Source organism: Stenotrophomonas sp. TD3, from assembly GCF_001939825.1.
Classification (GTDB): domain Bacteria; phylum Pseudomonadota; class Gammaproteobacteria; order Xanthomonadales; family Xanthomonadaceae; genus Stenotrophomonas.
On record NZ_MOYM01000001.1, the window covers coordinates 684,580 to 703,953 of the forward strand.

24 protein-coding genes and 2 pseudogenes are annotated in these 19,374 nt (G+C 65.3%); 23 read left to right on the forward strand and 3 right to left on the reverse strand.

Translation table 11 applies throughout. The features are described from left to right. The first annotated feature begins 60 nt into the window (after window positions 1-60). The 6 genes from BKE09_RS03215 to BKE09_RS03240 all read left to right on the forward strand — a co-directional run bounded on the left by BKE09_RS03215 (window position 61) and on the right by BKE09_RS03240 (window position 3,866). Complete coding sequence (locus BKE09_RS03215; protein WP_003116833.1) at window positions 61-273, forward strand: hypothetical protein; 213 nt, start codon at window positions 61-63, stop codon at window positions 271-273. Between the two features lie 21 nt (window positions 274-294). After that, the gene (locus tag BKE09_RS03220; RefSeq protein WP_003116832.1) at window positions 295-687 is read left to right on the forward strand and encodes a hypothetical protein; all 393 of its coding nucleotides are present in this window, start codon (window positions 295-297) and stop codon (window positions 685-687) included. 182 nt (window positions 688-869) lie between these two features. Further along, window positions 870-1,556, forward strand: a complete 687-nt coding sequence (locus tag BKE09_RS03225) for a hypothetical protein (protein ID WP_003116830.1) — start codon at window positions 870-872, stop codon at window positions 1,554-1,556. Window positions 1,557-1,639: 83 nt separating this feature from the next. Continuing rightward, window positions 1,640-2,377 (forward strand): hypothetical protein, encoded by a 738-nt coding sequence (locus BKE09_RS03230; protein ID WP_003116829.1) that lies wholly within the window; start codon window positions 1,640-1,642, stop codon window positions 2,375-2,377. 97 nt (window positions 2,378-2,474) lie between these two features. Beyond that, window positions 2,475-2,753: a hypothetical protein gene (locus BKE09_RS03235; RefSeq protein ID WP_003116828.1), complete on the forward strand. Its 279-nt coding sequence runs from the start codon at window positions 2,475-2,477 to the stop codon at window positions 2,751-2,753. A gap of 288 nt (window positions 2,754-3,041) precedes the next feature. Next, window positions 3,042-3,866 (forward strand): hypothetical protein, encoded by an 825-nt coding sequence (locus BKE09_RS03240; RefSeq protein WP_003098941.1) that lies wholly within the window; start codon window positions 3,042-3,044, stop codon window positions 3,864-3,866. A gap of 261 nt (window positions 3,867-4,127) precedes the next feature. On the opposite strand, the gene merR is transcribed toward BKE09_RS03240, so the two are convergent. Then, window positions 4,128-4,535, reverse strand: a complete 408-nt coding sequence (merR, locus tag BKE09_RS03250; protein WP_003098939.1) for an Hg(II)-responsive transcriptional regulator — start codon at window positions 4,533-4,535, stop codon at window positions 4,128-4,130. Between the two features lie 71 nt (window positions 4,536-4,606). Between merR and merT the strand changes: the two genes are divergently transcribed. The 17 genes and pseudogenes from merT (at window position 4,607) to BKE09_RS03335 (ending at window position 18,172) form a co-directional block, all read left to right on the forward strand. After that, a complete protein-coding gene (merT, locus tag BKE09_RS03255; RefSeq protein WP_003116827.1) occupies window positions 4,607-4,957 on the forward strand; it encodes a mercuric ion transporter MerT in 351 nt (116 codons plus the stop codon). A 12-nt stretch (window positions 4,958-4,969) separates the two neighbouring features. Next, window positions 4,970-5,257 carry a mercury resistance system periplasmic binding protein MerP gene (merP, locus tag BKE09_RS03260; protein WP_003116826.1) on the forward strand — a complete coding sequence of 96 codons (288 nt, stop codon included), beginning with the start codon at window positions 4,970-4,972 and terminating at the stop codon, window positions 5,255-5,257. A gap of 10 nt (window positions 5,258-5,267) precedes the next feature. Further along, a complete protein-coding gene (merA, locus tag BKE09_RS03265; protein ID WP_003098932.1) occupies window positions 5,268-6,956 on the forward strand; it encodes a mercury(II) reductase in 1,689 nt (562 codons plus the stop codon). Window positions 6,957-6,980: 24 nt separating this feature from the next. Then, window positions 6,981-7,972 (forward strand): annotated as a pseudogene (locus BKE09_RS23055) (Tn3 family transposase); the annotation flags it as partial. A 45-nt stretch (window positions 7,973-8,017) separates the two neighbouring features. Continuing rightward, a complete protein-coding gene (locus BKE09_RS03275) occupies window positions 8,018-8,302 on the forward strand; it encodes a DUF3085 domain-containing protein (RefSeq protein ID WP_031629745.1) in 285 nt (94 codons plus the stop codon). A 141-nt stretch (window positions 8,303-8,443) separates the two neighbouring features. Beyond that, a pseudogene (locus tag BKE09_RS23880) lies at window positions 8,444-8,894 on the forward strand (XF1762 family protein). A gap of 310 nt (window positions 8,895-9,204) precedes the next feature. After that, window positions 9,205-10,110: a DUF3577 domain-containing protein gene (locus BKE09_RS03285; protein WP_003116825.1), complete on the forward strand. Its 906-nt coding sequence runs from the start codon at window positions 9,205-9,207 to the stop codon at window positions 10,108-10,110. A gap of 145 nt (window positions 10,111-10,255) precedes the next feature. Then, window positions 10,256-11,083: a DUF932 domain-containing protein gene (locus BKE09_RS03290; RefSeq protein WP_013391792.1), complete on the forward strand. Its 828-nt coding sequence runs from the start codon at window positions 10,256-10,258 to the stop codon at window positions 11,081-11,083. Window positions 11,084-11,177: 94 nt separating this feature from the next. Continuing rightward, the gene (locus tag BKE09_RS03295; protein WP_003116823.1) at window positions 11,178-11,867 is read left to right on the forward strand and encodes a DUF3275 family protein; all 690 of its coding nucleotides are present in this window, start codon (window positions 11,178-11,180) and stop codon (window positions 11,865-11,867) included. A 94-nt stretch (window positions 11,868-11,961) separates the two neighbouring features. Next, complete coding sequence (locus BKE09_RS03300) at window positions 11,962-12,303, forward strand: hypothetical protein (RefSeq protein ID WP_003116822.1); 342 nt, start codon at window positions 11,962-11,964, stop codon at window positions 12,301-12,303. 104 nt (window positions 12,304-12,407) lie between these two features. After that, entirely contained in the window at window positions 12,408-12,815 is a 408-nt protein-coding gene (locus BKE09_RS03305; protein WP_003116821.1) for a hypothetical protein, read from the forward strand. A 16-nt stretch (window positions 12,816-12,831) separates the two neighbouring features. After that, entirely contained in the window at window positions 12,832-13,092 is a 261-nt protein-coding gene (locus BKE09_RS03310) for a hypothetical protein (RefSeq protein ID WP_003090124.1), read from the forward strand. 76 nt (window positions 13,093-13,168) lie between these two features. Beyond that, window positions 13,169-13,816, forward strand: a complete 648-nt coding sequence (locus BKE09_RS03315; RefSeq protein ID WP_003116820.1) for a hypothetical protein — start codon at window positions 13,169-13,171, stop codon at window positions 13,814-13,816. A gap of 40 nt (window positions 13,817-13,856) precedes the next feature. Then, on the forward strand, window positions 13,857-14,990 hold the full coding sequence (locus BKE09_RS03320; protein WP_223224654.1) for a DUF6094 domain-containing protein: 1,134 nt from the start codon (window positions 13,857-13,859) through the stop codon (window positions 14,988-14,990). A 50-nt stretch (window positions 14,991-15,040) separates the two neighbouring features. Beyond that, window positions 15,041-15,361, forward strand: a complete 321-nt coding sequence (locus BKE09_RS03325; protein WP_003116818.1) for a hypothetical protein — start codon at window positions 15,041-15,043, stop codon at window positions 15,359-15,361. 89 nt (window positions 15,362-15,450) lie between these two features. Then, window positions 15,451-15,756 (forward strand): hypothetical protein, encoded by a 306-nt coding sequence (locus tag BKE09_RS03330; protein ID WP_003116817.1) that lies wholly within the window; start codon window positions 15,451-15,453, stop codon window positions 15,754-15,756. Between the two features lie 136 nt (window positions 15,757-15,892). After that, complete coding sequence (locus BKE09_RS03335) at window positions 15,893-18,172, forward strand: helicase-related protein (protein WP_013391793.1); 2,280 nt, start codon at window positions 15,893-15,895, stop codon at window positions 18,170-18,172. A 59-nt stretch (window positions 18,173-18,231) separates the two neighbouring features. Here the strand turns inward: BKE09_RS03335 and arsH are convergent, their stop codons facing one another. Both arsH and arsC read right to left on the reverse strand, forming a co-directional pair. After that, window positions 18,232-18,954, reverse strand: a complete 723-nt coding sequence (arsH, locus tag BKE09_RS03340; protein WP_013391794.1) for an arsenical resistance protein ArsH — start codon at window positions 18,952-18,954, stop codon at window positions 18,232-18,234. After that, entirely contained in the window at window positions 18,947-19,369 is a 423-nt protein-coding gene (gene arsC, locus BKE09_RS03345; RefSeq protein ID WP_013391795.1) for an arsenate reductase (glutaredoxin), read from the reverse strand. Before arsC ends, arsH begins: the two co-directional genes overlap by 8 nt. Window positions 19,370-19,374: the final 5 nt, after the last annotated feature.

The following is a 19,374-nucleotide window of genomic DNA, read 5'->3' on the forward strand; positions in this document are numbered from 1 at the left end:
GCGTGCGGGAGCTGCCATCCCGTGAGGGACGAGGCCCCGCTTTTTCCAAGGAGCCCGTCCATGTCCCAGCAAGCCTCTTTCGGCCAGTTGGCCTTGATCCATTGCGGCAAGTTCCTGCCGCTCGAAATCCTGCATAGCGCCGCCGGCCACTACATCGGCACGCGCGATACAGAAGGTCCCGTTTCGCGGGAATCCTGCCAGTACTTCCGCAGCTATGCCGCGGCTCAACGTGCCCTCGAAAGAGGCGGCTGGTCCCAGCTCGCCACACCCTGATCCAACTGGAGGAACCACGTCATGAACCAGCTTTTGCCCCAGGAAGTCGTCGATCAGATCATGCGGGAAGAGCAGCATTTCGCCGCCGCGCCCCAAGCCTTCTTCGAGGTCTGGAAGCGCGGCGTCGAGATCGCAGGCCCGCAATGGTTTGGCGACGGCACGCGCGAAGGCCTGAACCAGGCAAAGAGCAAGTGGGATCTGCGTCCCGACATGCTGCGTGCCAACGACGCACTCGGCGTCCTGAGCAGCGGGGAACGCATGTTCCTGTCCGCCATGTTCAGCTTCTACAACGCGCGCGAGGGCGGTGCCATGCTCAAGCGCTGCCACTTCCAAGGACTGTCGGACTTCGATGGTCTCGATCTGCAACGTCGCCAGGTGATCGCCGACCTGCTGCTGAACTACAGCGGTTGGTGAGCCGGTCCCTGGCACACCTTCATCACTGCGTTCACGGGACCCCATGAGGGACATGCGCCTCGTTCGAGGCCATGTCCCTCGCGTTTTCTCCCCGCCCAGCGCCATCCGGCATCAGGCGGTTTCCCCTGCGGATGCCATCGTCCGCAAGGGCTGGCTCCGTTCATTCATCGAAAGGAGCCTTCATGGCCAACAACTACTACGAAGCCACCGGCGTTCTCGTGCTCGACCGTGTGACGCCCGTCATCCAGGCGCTGTTCGGCGCCTTCGCGCTGGACGAGAGCCACCCCGGCAACGGGCAGGCCTACATCGCCCAGATCGCCGAGACCACCAATCCGCAATGGCCGGACGTGCTCGATGGCCTGGAAGACCTGGCCACGCAACTCGGTATTCCGATGCCGGACGACGAAGGGCTGTCGATCCCGCCGCTGCTCGAACTGCTCGCCGTGCACTTCCGTGCCGATGAGGACGAAGAGCTGGGGAACTTGATCGACCGTCATTCGTTCGAGGACACCGCCGATCTCGACGCATTGTTTCTGATCGCCACCCGGTTCGATGACGGGCACCACCTGACCGCCATCCAGTTCGAGGGCTGCTGGTACTGCAGCAAGCCGCGGCTGTTCGAGTTCGGCGGCAACGGCTGCTACCTGAGCCGCGAGGTCCGCTTCATCAGCTCCTCCTCCCAGGCCCTCCAGCTCGGCGACCAATTGCGCAAGACCATTGTGGCCGCCGACATCGAAGAGGCTTCGGCACTGATCGCGCTGGAGACCATCAATCTGCTGGCGGGCGTCAGCGACGAGCCATTCCGCATGAATTTGCGCCGGCGCGTCGCCGAGCGATTGGCCCAAACGCCAACGATCAGCGTCACCTGACGCTGTTTCCTTTCTTTCCACCCACCGGGGTCAATTCCCGGTGGCGGGGATTTGCTCCATCATTATTCTGTTGGAGAAATCCCATGTCCCAGAATCCCAATCCCTTTCTACGCGGCTACTGGAATCTGAAAATCGTCCGCACGCTGTCCATCAGCTACGAGGACGGAAGCCCGCATGTTTGGCGAAACATCCACCCGAGCCAGCAGCACCTCTGCGACGCGGCGCTGGTTTCTTCTCCTTGCATCATCACCAGCGACTTCGCGGTGGTCAGGACTGGCACCGAACCTGTCGGCGCCGCACTGATCGCCGAATGCGACGCGGCTGAAGGGGGCAGCGGCGAAGGCATGGTGGGTGCCGTGGTGTACGCGATCCACGGCGACGACTTCGACGGCCGCCCCGTCCACATTGGCGACACCTATTCGGCCGAGGCCGCACGGGAAGTCGTGCAGCGGTTGAGCTTCGAGACCGGCTACTACAGCCGGTGCTGGGAAATCAGCAGCGCGCACATCAGCCGCGAAACCGGCCAGTACCTGGCCAACCTGGCTGACCTCGCGACGCCGGAGGCCTTTTTGTTCATCGCGTTCCGGATTCCCTACAGCCCGGCGATCGGCGTCAAGCTGATCTCCACGCCCTGGACGGACCAGCACCTGCAGGACGTCGAGGGGATCGCCGCCGAGCAGCTTCGGCAGGAGCACCGCAGCAAGGGCATGCCGGACGAGCTGGCACAGATCCTTGAACTGGCCGGCCAGGCCGACGTGCGCATCCTCATCCTCGATGCCGACGCACCCGTGTTGCCGGGCCTATCGCTGGCCGGCGAATAGCTGCCACACACATCCCCGGCCTTCCTTGTCCTCACCGCATGCCGGCCCGGTCTCCCGCCAGAGAGCCGGGCCGGCGCACTTTCACAGGAGCGATCCCATGTTCCCCGACCTCATCACACCCGCATCCGACTTCGAGCACCAACTCGGAGCCTGCGTCAACGCCATGAGCCAGGAAGATGCCATCGGCCAGATCCTGGTATTCGAGCGCATGAGCGGCACGCTGCACATGCGCCATATCGCCAGCGCCGACCTGGTGGACACCGACGTGGACGACTACGAAATGGTCGTCTTCGACGGTGGCAACACAAGCGGCGACACGTGGAAACACGTGTTCTTTCCGCGTCAGCGCGAGCACTACTTCGTGTACCAAGCCTGATTCCTCCAGCCCCTTTCGAGGGGCTTTTTCTTGCCCGCAGCACAGGAAAACGGTTGTGGTGCGGTGCCGTTTCCTGCGGGCAGGCAGACCGCCCCAGGGCCATGCTTGCCCCATGTTCGTCGGCGTTGCCGGCACATGCCCAGGCAGTCGAGACCTTCGAGGCTGCAAGCGCGGGAAACCGTGCTGGTCGTTTCTTCCTACGGACCTACCGCGTCCATCCACGCCACCCACAAGGGACCTCTCCCTTGCGGGCGGGGAATCCCTTGTTTTTCCTCAAGGAGTTTCCCCATGGATCGTTCCCTCATCAAATCCATGATGCCTTCGCTGGTCGCAGGCCATGTGCCCCGCAACGTGCGGTCGTTCAAGTACCGCGTGTTCGATGATCAGCCGCTGTCCTCAACGCTGGGCTTCGCCATCGACCCCCAACCCTTCGACGGCAAGGTGGTCGCCGCGACCGACGATGCCATCGTCGTCAAGCTCAAGCCTTCCGAGTTCGCGGTGCTCGATCCCAGCCTGGTGACCACGGTTCCTGCCGAAGGCGCCAAGGTGCATGTCCAACCCTATGCCCGTCGTCGCTTCGACGGACTGCGCGCGGACACGCCGGAGGTCATCACCGAGGAGACTTCGGACGGCACGCCGTACACCATCACGAGGCACATCCTCGGCTCGGCGCCGGCCAAGCTGCCCATTCCCACGCCGCAGTGCATGGAGTTGGGCCAGCTCATCGAGCAGTTGGAGGAGATGCCGGCCCCCGATCGCTTCCGGCGCATCACCCACATGCTGGTGGATGCCGGTGCCCGCGACTTCACCTGGGTCGATCCCACGCCCTCCAAGATCATCGAGACCCCGCCGGCGATCAGCTTCACGGTCTCGACCGCGAAGTTCGAGGGCCGGGTGACGATCCTCTACGACCGCGGCGGAGACACCTACGTGGTGGAACTGCACCGTCAGAACGGTGAATCGGTCGAACTGGTCGATCGGCACGACGAGGTGTATTTCGACATGCTCGGCGAAGTGCTGGAGAGGCTCATCGACGACGGGCGCTGGCGCCAGATCGACGTGAGCATCCTCGACGCGAAAGCGGCCCGCAAGCGCCAGGCCGTCCCGGCATGACGCCCCGCAGCGAAACCGGGCGGTCCTGCGGCTGACCCGAGGCATCCGCCACGGCGTTCCAGCCGTTCCGGCCGCGTGCACTACAGGCCCTTCATCCCATCGGATGGAGGCCTTTCTCATTCTTCCACACAGGAGATTTCATCCATGTCACTGCGATTCAAAGGCGCTGACCTGCGCCCCGTGCTGACCGAAGCCATCGCCAATCAGGGGTCGTCTCAGAAAACGGAAAAAAATCGTACGCTAAGAGCCGAAGTGGGCCCTTTAGCAGCAATGCAAAGCTGCGATCAACGGGCAGGAAACATTGCCATGGTGCGCGTTGCACTCTCTCACTAGCGTCGACAGGGCCTCTTCCATCCGCGTGAGGTCCGCCATGCGTGCGCGCACATCGGCCAGCCGGTGAGCAGCCAGTTCGGCCGCCTCGCTGCAATGGGTGCCGTCCTCCAGTTTCAGGAGCTGGCCGACTTCATCCAGGCTGAATCCCAGGCGCTGGGCTGACTTCACGAACTTCACCCGCGCCACGTCCGCCTGCCCGTAGCGGCGGATGCGACCGTAGGGCCGCTCCGGCTGGGGTAGCAAGCCCTTGAGCTGATAGAAGCGGATCGTCTCCACGTTGACCCGGGCTGCCTTGGCGAAGGCCCCGATGGTCAGATTCTCTTGAGCGTTCTCCATGGCGCTTGACTCCGTAGTTGACTACGGAAGTAACGTTACAGCATCAAGCGAAGTCCCGGAAGGAGAACCTTATGTCGGAACCCAAGAACGGCTGCGGCGCACTGGCGACCGGCGGCGTCGCGGCCGTCCTCGCCTCGGCCTGCTGCCTCGGCCCCCTTGTCCTGGTCGCGCTCGGCTTCTCTGGCGCGTGGATCGGCAACCTGACCGTGCTGGAGCCGTATCGGCCGATCTTCATCGGCGCAGCGCTCATCGCGCTGTTCTTCGCCTGGCGCAGCATCTTCCGACCAGCCCATGCCTGCAAGCCCGGCGACGTTTGCGCCGTGCCCCAAGTGCGGACTGCCTACAAGGTGATCTTCTGGATCGTGGCCGCCCTGGTTCTGGTTGCCCTCGCGTTTCCCTACGTCCTGCCGCTGTTCTACTGAAAGGAGATCACCATGAAGAAACTCACCACCCTCACCACCCTCATCGCCCTGGCCGCCGCTCTAAGCGCGCCCGCCTGGGCTGCCACCAAGACCGTCACCCTGTCGGTGCCCGGCATGACCTGCGCCGCGTGCCCGATCACGGTCAAGACGGCTCTGTCCAAGGTCGCCGGCGTCGAGAAGGCCGAAGTCAGCTTCGAGAAGCGGGAGGCCGTCGTCACCTTCGACGAGGCCAAGACCAATGCCGACGCCTTGACCAAGGCCACCGCAAACGCGGGTTACCCGTCCAGCGTCAAGCAGTGAGGGCGTAATCATGGCCGAGGCGATCACCCTCCACATCGAAGGCATGACCTGCACGTCGTGCGCCGAGCACGTCCAGCAGGCTTTGACGAACGTGCCCGGCGTGCGCGCGGCCTCGGTGTCCTATCCGCAGCGGCAGGCCGAAATCGAGGCGGATGCAGGCGTGAGCGTGGCCCCGCTGGTTGCCGCAGTGGCCACGCTCGGCTATCGCGCACGGCTTACCGACACGCCGAACAAGCCTGCCGGCCTGCTAGACAAGGCGCTGGGCTGGCTCGGTGGCGAAACGAAGCATGTTGGCGGTGAACAAGCGCTGCACGTGGCTGTGATAGGCAGCGGCGGCGCGGCGATGGCGGCTGCCTTGAAGGCCGTGGAGCAAGGCGCCCGCGTCACGCTGATCGAGCGCGGCACCATCGGCGGCACCTGCGTCAATGTCGGCTGCGTGCCGTCCAAGATCATGATCCGCGCCGCGCACATCGTCCACCTGCGCCGCGAAAGCCCGTTCGATGCTGGCCTGCCGGCCGCAGCGCCCGCTGTACTGCGCGAGCGGCTGCTGGCCCAGCAACAAGGCCGCGTCGAGGAGCTGCGCCATGCCAAGTACGAAGGCATCCTGGCAAGCACTCCGGCCATCACCGTGCTGCGCGGCGAGGCCCGGTTCAGGGACACGCGCACGCTGACCGTGGCGACCGCTGACGGCGGCACGCACGAGGTGAACTTCGACCGCTGCCTGATTGCCACCGGCGCGAGCCCGGCGCTTCCGCCAATCCCGGGCCTTGCGGACACACCCCACTGGACCTCCACCGAGGCGCTGGAAAGCAGCTCGCTCCCCGAGCGGCTGGCCGTGATTGGTTCCTCCGTGGTGGCGGTCGAGTTGGCGCAAGCCTTCGCCCGGCTGGGCAGCCAGGTCACGATCCTGGCGCGCAGCACGCTGTTCTTCCGAGAAGACCCGGCCATCGGGGAAGCCGTAACAGACGCCTTCCGCGCCGAGGGCATCGAGGTGCTGGACCACACCCAGGCGAGCCACGTTGCCTATGCGGGCGGGGAATTCGTGCTCACCACCGGGCAGGGGGAAGTGCGCGCCGACAAGCTGCTGGTCGCCACCGGTCGCGCGCCGAACACGCGCAGCCTGAACCTTGAAGCGGCAGGCGTCGAAGTCAATGCGCAGGGAGCCATCGTCATCGACCGCGCCATGCGCACGAGCGCACCGCACATCTTTGCTGCCGGCGACTGCACCGACCAGCCGCAGTTCGTCTATGTGGCGGCGGCGGCCGGCACGCGCGCCGCGATCAACATGACCGGCGGCGACGCGGCGCTGGACCTGACGGCGATGCCGGCGGTGGTGTTCACCGATCCGCAGGTGGCGACCGTGGGCTACAGCGAGGCGGAAGCGCACCACGACGGCATCGAGACCGACAGCCGGCTGCTGACGCTCGACAACGTGCCGAGGGCGCTCGCCAACTTCGACACGCGCGGCTTCATCAAGCTGGTGGCGGAAGCTGGCTCAGGGCGGCTGATCGGCGTACAGGCGGTCGCGCCGGAAGCGGGCGAACTGATCCAGACGGCCGCGCTGGCGATCCGCCACCGGATGACCGTGCAGGAGCTGGCCGACCAGTTGTTCCCCTACCTGACCATGGTCGAGGGACTGAAGCTCGCGGCGCAGACCTTCAACAAGGACGTGAAGCAACTGTCCTGTTGCGCCGGATGAGGAAAAGGGAGGTGTTCGATGAACGCCTACAGCCGCGCCAACCGCCGCATCTACGCGGCCTTGTCCGATCCCCTGTCGGCCACCCACCGGCACCGCCTCGACGATCTGCTCAAGCGCCACGACAACGGCAAGACGACCTGGCTGGCCTGGCTGCGCCAGTCGCCCGTCAAGCCGAACTCGCGCCACATACTCGAACACATCGAGCGCCTCAAAGCCTGGCAGGCGCTCGACCTGCCTTCCGGCATCGAGCGGTCGGTGCACCAGAACCGCCTGCTCAAGATCGCCCGCGAAGGCGGCCAGATGACGCCCGCCGATCTGGCCAAGTTCGAGGCACAGCGCCGCTACGCGACCCTGGTGCGCTCGCCATCGAGGGCATGGCCACCGTCACCGACGAAATCATCGACCTGCACGACCGCATCCTGGGCAAGCTGTTCAACGCTGCCAAGCACAAGCATCAGCAGCAGTTCCAGGCGTCCGGCAAGGCGATCAACGCCAAGGTGCGGCTGGCCACCTCGATCAAGCAGGGCACGGTGACGGCCTCGCTGATGCTCAGGAAACTCGGCAGCTACCCGCGCCAGAACGGCCTGGCCGTGGCGCTGCGCGAGCTGGGCCGCATCGAGCGAACGCTGTTCATCCTGGACTGGCTGCAAAGCGTCGAGCTGCGCCGCCGCGTGCATGCCGGACTGAACAAGGGCGAAGCCCGCAACGCGCTAGCCCGCGCCGTGTTCTTCAACCGGCTGGGCGAAATCCGCGACCGCAGTTTCGAGCAGCAGCGCTACCGGGCCAGCGGCCTCAACCTGGTGACGGCGGCCATAGTGTTGTGGAACACGGTCTATCTGGAACGGGCCTCAAACGCCTTACGCGGTCACGGCCAGACTGTCGATGACGCCCTGTTGCAGTACCTGTCGCCGCTGGGCTGGGAGCACATCAACCTGACCGGCGATTACCTCTGGCGCAGCAGCGCCAAGATCGGCGCGGGCAAGTTCAGGCCGCTACGACCGCTGCAACCGGCTTAGCGTACGATTTTTTCCGTTTTCTGAGACGTCCCCAATCAGTGCCGCATTGTCCTGGTCAAGGATCAGGGCGTGTACTTCCTCGCCGAGCGTGGGGAGCGTCGCCCGGATGGGCGCCAGGCACTGCTCGCCTACGCCGTCGGATGCAACCCGGACACCGACCCGTTCGATGACTGGTGGCACCTCGCCGGCCGCGAGCTGGGCGGCGATGACTTCGCGGAGTATTTCGACCCGAAGGACGGCCTGTTCACGCGCCTCCAGCACTCGGCGGACGATCTCGTGCTTTCCGCCACCGCCACGCACCTGTCCTTAGCAGTGGTGCCTCCCGCCTGACGCGGCAACCGCCTCGCAGCCCCCGCATCGGGGGCCTTCTTTTGTTCGCACCGCCGCCATCGCCGCGCGTGCGCGTTTGTCTCCAGCCGCCGAGGCACGCCCCGCCGGCCACAACGCCGGCATGCCACCGGAGACAACCGCATGAACACGCCATCGACCTCGCCGAGGCTGCACCTCCTACCGGTGTCGCTGCGCACGGCCAATGCATTCGTTCTGTCGCACCATCGCCACCACCGCCCGGTCCAGGGCGCGAAGTTCGCCCTGGCCGTCACGCTGAGCGACAGCGACCTGATCCACGGCGTGGCCATTGTCGGCCGCCCGGTCGCGCGGCACCTGGACGCTGGAAGTCACGCGGCTGTGCACCGACGGCACACCCAGCGCCTGCAGCAAGCTCTACGGCGCGGCCTGGCAGGCGGCAAGGGCGCTGGGCTACATACGCCTGCTCACCTACACCATGCCCGACGAAGGTGGCGCCAGCCTGCGCGCCGCCGGCTGGCGGCTGATCGGCGCGCGCGGTGGCGGCGCCTGGAGCCGTCCCGGCCGTCCGCGCGCCGATACCCCCGAGCACCTGCGCGGCGCCAAGTGCCTGTGACAGGCGCCGGGTGGCGCGGACAAAGGGAAGCGCCCGGGTGCCGATTGATTGCTGCCGCGCGCGCGAGGCCCCGCCATGCTGGCCCCATGCCTGCTGACGTCGTCAGCGACATGCCAGGCAACCATCGGTCTTCGAGGTTGCGGCGCAGTTCCCACTGCGTGACCGAGCCAGCTCGCACCGCATCCTTCCGCGAGCGACCACCAGCCTCTGGTGGCGGATGCTTTCGCCTTATCAACCCACCGCGGGGTCACGCACCTTCCCCGCATGCGTGGGCCGGTGTGTCTCCGCTTCATCCCAATGGAGATTCACCATGAACACCACGTCCAACGAGAAATCGTATTTCGACCTCCACACCTCGGGCATCGGCTACATCCAGCGTGTCCGTGAAGTGCCCGTCCGGGGCGGCCGCCGTGCGCAGCCTTTCCTGGCATGCACCATCGCCGCGCTGGTCGGCCCCGCCCGGGACCCCAGCTACCGCTACTTCGACGTCAAGGTCTCGGGTGCCGAGGCCAAGAAGCTCGTTCAGCGCTACATCGGCGTTGACGATCCCAAGCAGCGCCCGCTGGTGCGCTTTCGCCTCGGTGACCTGTGGGGCGATGTGTACATCCGCGACAAGGGTGAGCAGAAGGGTCAGGCCGCCGCGTCCCTCAAGGCGCGACTGCTCAAGGCCGAACTGATCGACCGGGCCGAACTGGCTTCGATCGAGCAGCACGAGTTGATCACCCGCGGCATCGGCTATCTCAATCGTGTGAAGGACGTCACCCCAAAAGCTGGCGACTCGTTCCTCTCTTGCACCGTCGCGGCACTGGCCGGGCCTGTCGATGAACCGGAGTATCGGTACTTCGACACCATCGTCGCCACCCCGGAAGCCGAGCACCTGGTTCGCCGGTGCGTTCAGGCCGTCGAGGGTGACCGCAAGGTGCTGATCGCCTTCCGTCTGAACGACATGAAGATCGATCCGTACATCCGCACCAAGGGTGAGCACGCCGGGGAACCGGCCGCCAGCCTGGAATCGACGCTGGTCCACATCGGTCTCATCAAGATCGACGGCACCCAGGTCTATCCGACGAGCCAGGCGCAAGCCGAGGCGCCGCCGGCCGAAGACGCATCCGCGTCCGAAGCCGACGATGCCATCGACACGGCCACCGAGCCCGCCGAGCGCGAGCCCGAGGCGCAAGTCCAGGAGCAGGAGCCGGCATTGGCTGCTTCGTTCTGATCCGGCACGGCCTCTCACGGGGCCTTGTCGCTTTTCCTCCCCACGTACGCCGCGTCCCCAGGACGCGTGCTTGCGCATTTCATCCCCCGAGTTCCGCGTGGTCTCACGGCCACGCGGTTGTCGAATTTCTCAAAGGAGATCAGCCATGTCTCTGGTATCCCGCTTTGCTCCGCAATCCCCGATCCTGCGCTCTGATCGCCCACTCTCGGACGACCGCATTCGTGCCGTCGTTCCGTCGATCTTCGCCGACGCTCCACATGGGAGCCGGTCCGATCGGTATGCCTACATACCGACCTCGACCGTGCTGACCAAGCTGCGCCAGGAGGGCTTCGAGCCCTTCATGGTGTGTCAGACGCGCGTGCGCAACGAAGACCGGCGCGAGTACACGAAGCACCTCATCCGACTTCGCCATGCAAGCCAGATCAACGGCGACGAGGCGAACGAGATCATCCTGCTCAACAGCCATGACGGCACGAGCAGCTATCAGATGCTCGCCGGCATGTTCCGGTTCGTCTGCCACAACGGCCTGGTTTGCGGTGACACCACCGCAGACATCCGCGTTCCCCACAAGGGCGACGTGGCCAGCCAGGTGATCGAAGGTGCCTACGGAGTCCTCGAAGGTTTCGAGCGCGTGCAGAACGCGCGCGATGCGATGCGCACCATCACCCTCGATGAGGGCGAAGCGGAGGTCTTTGCGAACTCTGCGCTCGCACTCAAGTACGACGATCCGGCCAAGTCCACGCCTGTCACCGAGAGCCAACTGCTGGCCCCTCGGCGATGGGACGACCGCAAGAACGACCTGTGGGCCGTCTTCAACCGCGTCCAGGAGAACCTAGTCAAAGGGGGCCTGAACGGACGCACGGCCAACGGCCGCAATCAGCGCACCCGTCCGGTGCAAGGCATCGACCAGAACCTGCGCCTGAACCGGGCGTTGTGGCTGCTGGCCGAAGGCATGCGCCAGCTCAAGGCGTGATGCCACGCGGACCTCGCCCACCTCGGGCGAGGCCATTTCCTCTCATCCACCGGGTGCCGTCGGCGGCCCGTCATTCATCATCAGGAGAACCATCATGGCAACCCCATCGGCTTCCGAGAAATCTGTTGCGCCCATCGTCGTCCCCGGCCAGCTCACGCTGCGTACCATCCGCGGCAAGAACGGCCCGTTCACGGTTGGCCGCCTCGCGACGCACCTCGGTACTTTCGAGGTCAAAGACCCGGAGCTGGAGCAGTACCCCGAAGGCAAGTACGACGGGGAATTCATCATCAGGTACATCTTCCCGAAGTCCTATCCGGTCGGCGGCGGCATGCGGTTCGAGATCCGTGCCAGCCTCGACGGCATGACGCTCAACGGCATCGACAAACTCAGCCGCGACGAAGCCCGCAGCTTCGCCACCCAGGACGTCGATCCGCTCGATGAAGAGCAAGGGGCGCAGCCTGCGGCAACGCCGGCCAAGCCCACCAAAGCGTCCAGGCCCGCCAAGCCCGCACCCGTGCAGGCGTCCGCGGACCCGCTGGTCGATACCACGCCCTTCGGCGTGGATGCGCCACCGCCTGCTACGGCCGCTGCCCCCGGCAGCACCGAAGACGGTGACGCCGCGCTCTTCGGCCTGCTGTGGCCGCTGGGCGAGTCCGTGAAACTGGATTCGACCATCGACCGCCGCACCCTGCGCGCGCAGATCGCCCGCCTGGGCGAGCTGGGCTACGCGCTGGACTTCAAGACGCAGGAGTGGAGCCGCCAGGCCGAACCAAAACCTGCGTGATCGCAGACGCCGCATGCGCGGTGTTCTTCATCCACCCGCCGGGGTTCCTTTCCCATGCGGGGGAGGCCCTGGCCATTTTCTGGAGGTCTCCATCATGTCCACCATCGCTTGCGATACCCCGCGTTCAACGCTGGATGAACCCGCGTGGCGGGACCTTTGCAAAGCGGCCGCCGCACACGCCCAGCGCGGTTGCGGCTTGTCCTACGACCACTACGTGACGCTCTTCAGTTCGGCGATCGACGCACAGGCCAATCGTTTGCCGGATGAGCAACGTGCTCAGGCTCTCGAAATCGCGGCCCAGGAATGGGACTACGCAACACCTGCCGAACGGCAGGAAACCCAGGACTGGAATGCGGAGCATGGCTATTGCTCGCACGGGATCGAGTTCGGCTACTGCCCGGCCGGTTGTGATCGAGACGATGACGACTGGGATTGAGGGCGACGCATAGGTTCCTTCGCCGCAGATGCGGCATTCCATCACCCGCTGGGGGTTCTTCCCCACGGGGAGGCCTTCAGCTCAACTTTTCGAGGAGGCCTCTCATGGGCTGGTATTTCTCAAACCAATCGCGGTCCGAACTGATCGCGGAACTGATCGCACCGCAAGAGACCGAGCGCGCCAGCGTCAAGGTCATCGCTCACACCCTGCGCGGCAACGTGCTGTGGTCCGTCGCCGAAGTGACCGCCAAGGTCGAAGGCGTGCATCGTGATCTCGCACCGGGCCAGTCCCTGCGCTACATCCGCTGCGATCTGCTTGAACGAAGCGGCGGCCAGTGGGGCTACAAGTCCTTGGACGAGTCCATGCACCCGTACTACTACACGTGCCCGCTGTCCTATCTGGACCTCGCACCGGAGCAGTCCGCCGACTGGCGTGCAGGCGTTCGCGCCTACCACGCCCGGCGGCGCACACCCACGGCATCCGCGGCATCCGCCGCGGCGTCGATGGCCTGAGCCAGGAGGAACCGACATGGACCCGATCCTGGCAACGCTTCCGCCCTCGTTGCTGGCACTCGTTGAAGGGAGTTTGTCCAACGACGAAGTGTCCTCCGACGAGGAAATGCTGGCGTACTTCATCGACAACGGCCTCACCGAGGACCAGGCACGGCAGGCACTGACCTACCGCGACCAGTACCTCAACAACATCTACCTGGAAGGCTTCACGCCGATCACTTCGGCGGACGAGCCGCTTCACTTCAACCCGCACACCCGGCAGTTCGAGCCGGACTGAGCGGTTTTCTTCCACCCCCTGGGGCAGTACTTGCCCCAGCGGGCGGTGCTGTTCCCGTTCATCCGAGGACACCACCATGCCCGCAAACACTTCTTCCACGCTGTACCGCATCGACGAATGCCCGGACGTGATGGCCGACGCCTGCGTCGGCGATGACCAGGGCAACCTGATCTTCCTGTCCATCTGGGCGCGGGACACCGCCGTCCAGCAGTTCCTCGCTCGCCTGACCCTCGGGCGCGACGAGCAGGGACTGGACCAGTTCCACGTCATCACCGACCAGGGCGGCAGCGTCCCGGTATTCATCGGCAACGTCGATCGCCTGGAAAAGCGCATCACGCGCGCGTACCGGCGGACGCTGTTCGGCTCGCTGTCCAACGTGTGGCTGTTCGACCGGCGCTGCGTCAAGCCCGACAAGGCCAACGCCAGCGCATTGGCACTGCTGCCACGCGACAGCGCCCACAGGCTTGACCGCCTGTGGATGCTGGTGCGGGACACCTGCCCGTTGCCGCTGCTCGATCACTGGCGCGAGACCGTGCTGGAACTGCTGCAAACCCGCGAGATGCTGGCCCGCCTTCCGTTCGCCCTCGGGCCGCTGGAAGGCCATCGGCTCGCCATCGACGTGCCGGCGCTGACCCTGGCGCTCGGCTCCCTGATCCGCAGCGACGCGCTCACCGCCTATCCGTATCCGGCCAAGATTTGGACGCCGGAAGCGGTAGCGGCTTGACCCACCCTCGGAGGCACGCCTTGGCGTACTTCCGTGTTTCATCCCCGCCAACCAGGAGACTTCCATGGCCCTCATGTTCCCGCGGCTCGCCCGCAATTTCGTCAAGAACGGATATTTCCCGACCGACGAACCCACGCTCGAAAGAGCGCTCAACGCACTGATGCCCAGCGACGGGCCGATGTGCATCCTCGATCCCTGCGCCGGCGAAGGCGTGGCGATCGCCGAAGCCGCCCATGCCCTCGGGCGCGAGCAGGCAAAGGCGTTCGCCGTCGAGTTCGACGCGGAGCGGGCGCGCCATGCCCGCGGCCTGGTCGATCACTGCCTGCACGCGGACCTGATGGACACGATGGTCTCCAAGCAGTCCTTCGGGCTGCTCTGGCTCAACCCGCCGTATGGGGACCTGTCCAAGGACGTCAACGGCAACATCGGCTATCAGGGCCAGGGCCGTGCCCGCCTTGAAAAGCTGTTCTACCAGCGCACGCTCTCGCTGCTGCAATACGGCGGCGTGCTGGTTTTCATCGTCCCCGGCTACGTGCTCGACGCGGAGTTGGTCGGCTGGCTGACGCGCCACTACACGGACCTGCGCATCTACCGAGCGGTGGAGACGCAGTTCAAGCAGGTGGTGATCTTCGGACGCCGGGTGCGCCAGCGCGAGCAGGTGCCCGATGGCGTCAAGGCCGTGCGCAATCTGCTGTTGCAGGTAGGGCAAGGCGAAGTCGAAGCCGAGGAACTGCCGAGCGAGTGGCCGTTCCTGCCGTACATCGTCCCCGCCAGCCCGGCCGAGCCAGAGCATTTCTTCCGCGTGACGATGGAGCCCGAGCAGTTCGCCGATGAGGTTGGCAGGCTGCAAGGCTTGTGGCCATCGCAGGACACGCACCTGGGGGCTGCGCAGCAATCGCTGCGTCCACCGGCGCGGGCCTTGTCCCGCTGGCATCTCGCCCTGGCTCTGGCCGCGGGTGCGATCTCGGGGGTTGTGCGCTCCAAGACCGGGCGCGTGCTCGTCGTCAAAGGTGACACCCACAAGGACAAGACGCTCCAGCGGGAGTTCACCGAACGCGAAGACGGCTCCATCGCCGAGACCCGCATCCTCACCGACAAGTTCGTTCCCGTCATCCGCGCGTGGGACATGACACCTGGCTCCGCGACACGGGGCGAGGTGTTGACCATTCGCTGATCCACCGGACGCGCTGCCGTCCTGCTGTACCAACTCGAAGGAGAAACACCATGATCCCCAATCCGTTCAAGCGGCCTGCGCCGCACAAGCAACCGTTGTTCGCACCGAGTACGTTGAAGTTGAGCGAGAAGGTGCATTGGCTGGCCCGGCGAGGCCTGATCGACCCCTTGGCCTATGTCCAGCGCCATGTGCGCGGGGACTGGGGCGAGATCGATGAGGCCACACGCCAAGCCAACGACGTGGCGATCCAACAGGACAACCTAATGATCTCGCAGTTCAGGATCACGCCGGACCTGGCGCTGATCGTCAAGACCAGCGAGGACCACCAGACCACGGTGGTCCAGCTTCCCGAAGAGCGGGACCTGATCTGAGGCCCCACATCGTCATCCTCATCCACCTGACGGAGCCACTTCACTCCGGCAGGGGTGTCGTGGCTCAATGACTCATCAAGGAGGAGCCCATGGCATCGCATCGCATCGAAACCTACTGCCAGCGGCTGGCGTTCCCCATCGGGGCGCTCATCTTCAGCAGAGGTGTAGACCGCCTGGTCCGCGCGGGTCGCCTGGACCCGATCCCGTACTTCAGGCGCCACACCCGTGGCGACTGGGGCGACGTCAACATCCAGCAATGGCAGACGAACAGCAGCGCGCTTCAATCGGGCGCGTCGCTGGAATCGCACTACGTGATCCATCCGGGGCTCGCCATTCGCATCGTCACCGATTCGCAGCGCTGCGCAACCGTCATCGTGCTTCCGTCCGAAGACTGAGCACGGTTCACCTGCGGGCCGCCCAGGCCAGCACCTTCAACCACCCTCAGCCACGCGTCGATTCTCTTCCCACCACGGGGCATGCCATTGCCCCGCTGGGGGTGGTGCATGCCCCATTTTTCTTTGGAGCATCACCATGTCCCTCGATCTCGAAACCACTGCCGCTGAATCCGCGCCCGTACAGGGCGAACTGCTCGACGCGGAATCTTCCCCTCTGACCCTGAGCCTTCAGGATTTTGTCGGCGAGTTCGGCGACGAACTACTCGACGCCCTCAACAGCGCTAATCCGCCGGTCTATACCGGCCAACCGCAGGCGCACCGGCAACTGGTGGTCGCCAGCCTCAAGCGCAAGCTGTTCCCAGCCCAGGCCGAAGTCGTCCACGCCGCCGCCGAGCTGCTGATCGACCGTGGCGAACGTGCTGCGATCGTCAATGGCGAGATGGGCTGCGGCAAGACGACCGTCGGCATTGCCACGGCCGCCGTGCTCAACGCCGAAGGCTATCGCCGCACTCTGGTGCTGTCGCCGCCCCACCTGGTTTACAAGTGGCGGCGCGAGATCCAGGAGACGGTGGCCGGTGCCAAGGTGTGGGTACTCAACGGGCCGGATACGCTCGTCAAGCTCATCAAGCTGCGCGAGCAGTTGGGCGTGCAGCCCACGGGCCAGGAGTTCTTCGTCCTGGGGCGCGTCAGGATGCGGATGGGCTTTCACTGGAAGCCTGTCTTCACCACGCGGCGCACCCGCCACGGCGACGTGGCGGCCTGCCCGGACTGCGGCACGGTCATCACCGACCTCGACGGCGAGCCGGTCAACCCGATCGCGCTCCAAGCCGAGGAGTGCCGCAGGAAGTGCGGCCACTGCGCCGCGCCCCTGTGGACACTGATCCGCCCGCGCAGTCTGTCCGGCAGCGACCAGTCCTCGGCCGTGCTCAAAGCCTTAAAGCGCATACCGACCATCGGAGAGGTCACCGCGCAGAAGCTGATGCAAAAGTTCGGTGACGGGTTCCTGGCGTCGATGCTCGGCGACAACATCCATGAGTTCATCAACCTCATGGATGGCAACGGCGAGCTGGTGTTTTCCGACCGTCAGGCCACGCGCATGGAACGTGCGATGGCCAACATGGAGTTCGGCTTTGGCGAGGGCGGCTATCAGCCGTCCGAGTTCATCAAACGCTACCTGCCGCAAGGCACGTTCGACCTGCTCATCGCCGATGAGGCACATGAGTACAAGAACGGGGGCAGTGCCCAGGGCCAGGCCATGGGCGTGCTGGCGGCGAAGGCTCGCAAGACCTTGCTGCTGACCGGCACGTTGATGGGCGGCTACGGGGACGACCTGTTCCACCTGCTGTTCCGAGCCCTTCCGGGGCGGATGATCGAAGACGGCTACCGCCCGACCACGAGCGGCAGCATGACCTCGGCTGCGATGGCGTTCATGCGCGATCACGGGGTGTTGAAGGACATCTACTCCGAGAGCACCGGCACGGCGCACAAGACGGCCAAGGGCACCAAGGTATCGGTGCGCACGGTCAAGGCCCCGGGGTTTGGCCCCAAGGGCGTGCTGCGCTGCATCCTGCCGTTCACGATCTTTCTCAAGCTCAAGGACATCGGTGGCAACGTCCTGCCGCCGTATGACGAGGAGTTCCGTGAAGTCGCGATGGACACGGCGCAAGCCGCGGCCTACCGCGATCTGGCGGGTCGGCTGACCGCGGAGCTGAAACAGGCTCTGGCGCGACGCGATACGACCTTGCTGGGTGTGGTCCTCAACGTGCTGCTGGCCTGGCCGGATTGCTGCTTCCGGTCGGAGACCGTGGTGCATCCGCGCACGCGCAACACCTTGGCGTTTGTCCCGGCTCAGTTCAACGAGTTCGAGATCAGCCCCAAGGAGCGTGAGCTGATCGACATCTGCAAAGCGGAGAAGGCGCAGGGCCGCAAGGTTCTGGCCTACACGGTCTATACCGGCACGCGGGACACCACGTCGCGCCTGAAGGTGCTGCTGGAGCAAGAAGGCTTCAAGGTGGCGGTGCTGCGCGCAAGCGTGGATGCCAGCCGCCGCGAAGACTGGATCGCTGAGCAACTGGATCGTGGCATCGACGTGCTCATCACCAATCCCGAGCTGGTCAAGACGGGATTGGACTTGCTGGAGTTTCCGACGATCGTGTTCATGCAGTCGGGCTACAACGTGTACTCGCTCCAGCAGGCGGCACGCCGCTCCTGGCGCATCGGGCAGAAGTTGCCGGTGCGCGTGATCTACCTCGGCTACGCCGGTTCTTCGCAGATGACCTGCCTGGAACTGATGGCCAAGAAGATCATGGTCTCGCAGTCCACCTCGGGCGACGTGCCCGAATCGGGGCTGGATGTCCTGAACCAGGATGGTGATTCCGTCGAGGTCGCACTGGCCCGGCAACTGGTCGCCGCCTGAACTTCACGCAATGCCGACGACCGAGAGGTCGTCGGCTCTTTTTTCAGCGCCTCGCAGCGTCAAATTGCACCTTGCCGTACACGCCTGGACAGTGATTCAGCGCTTTCCTTGCGCTCGCTGTAACGATCCACCAGATACGGCGCCACGTCGCGCGTGAGCAGCGTGAACTTCATCAGTTCTTCCATCACGTCCACCACGCGGTCGTAGTAGGCCGAGGGCTTCATGCGTCCGGCCTCGTCGAACTCCTGGTACGCCTTGGCGACCGAGGACTGGTTCGGGATGGTCAGCATCCGCATCCAGCGGCCCAGCACGCGCATCTGGTTGACGGCGTTGAACGACTGCGAGCCGCCCGATACCTGCATCACCGCCAGCGTCTTGCCCTGGGTCGGGCGCACCGCGCCGACCGACAGCGGAATCCAGTCGATTTGGGTCTTCATCAGGCCGGTCATCGCGCCGTGGCGCTCCGGCGAACTCCACACCATGCCCTCGGCCCATTGCACCAGTTCGTGCAGTTCCTTGACCTTCGGGTGATCGGCCGGCGCATCGTCCACCAGAGGCAGCCCGGACGGATTGAACAATCGGGTCTCGCCGCCCAGCGCCCGCAAGATGCGTGCGGCTTCTTCGGCTGCGAGGCGGCTGAACGAGCGTTCGCGCAGCGAACCATAGAGCAGCAGGAAGCGCGGCGCGTGCGTGGCCCGTGCCGGCGCGAACAGATGTTCGGTGTCCGGTTGCTGGAACAGCGCCGTGTCGATGTTCGGCAGGTCGAGACGAGATTCAGACACGGCGGCCGTCCTGATCGACCACCGGCTCGCCGTCTTCCTTGTTGAACGCGCCGCGCTGCGGCTGCGGCAGCAGGTCGAGCACGGCTTCCGAAGGCCGGCACAGGCGCGTGCCTAGCGGCGTGACCACGATAGGCCGGTTGATGAGGATGGGATGCTGGAGCATGAAGCCGATCAGGTCGTCGTCGCTCCACTTCGGGTTGCCCAGGTCGAGGTCGGCATAGGGCGTGCCTTTCTCGCGCAGCACGTCTCGCACCGGCACGCCCATCGCCGCGATCAGCGCCTGGAGCGTGTCGCGGTCGGGCGGCGTTTTCAGGTACTCGATGATGGTCGGTTCCTCGCCGCTGTTGCGGATCAGGCCCAGCACGTTGCGCGAGGTGCCGCAGGCTGGGTTGTGGTAGATCGTGATGGTGCTCATGGATG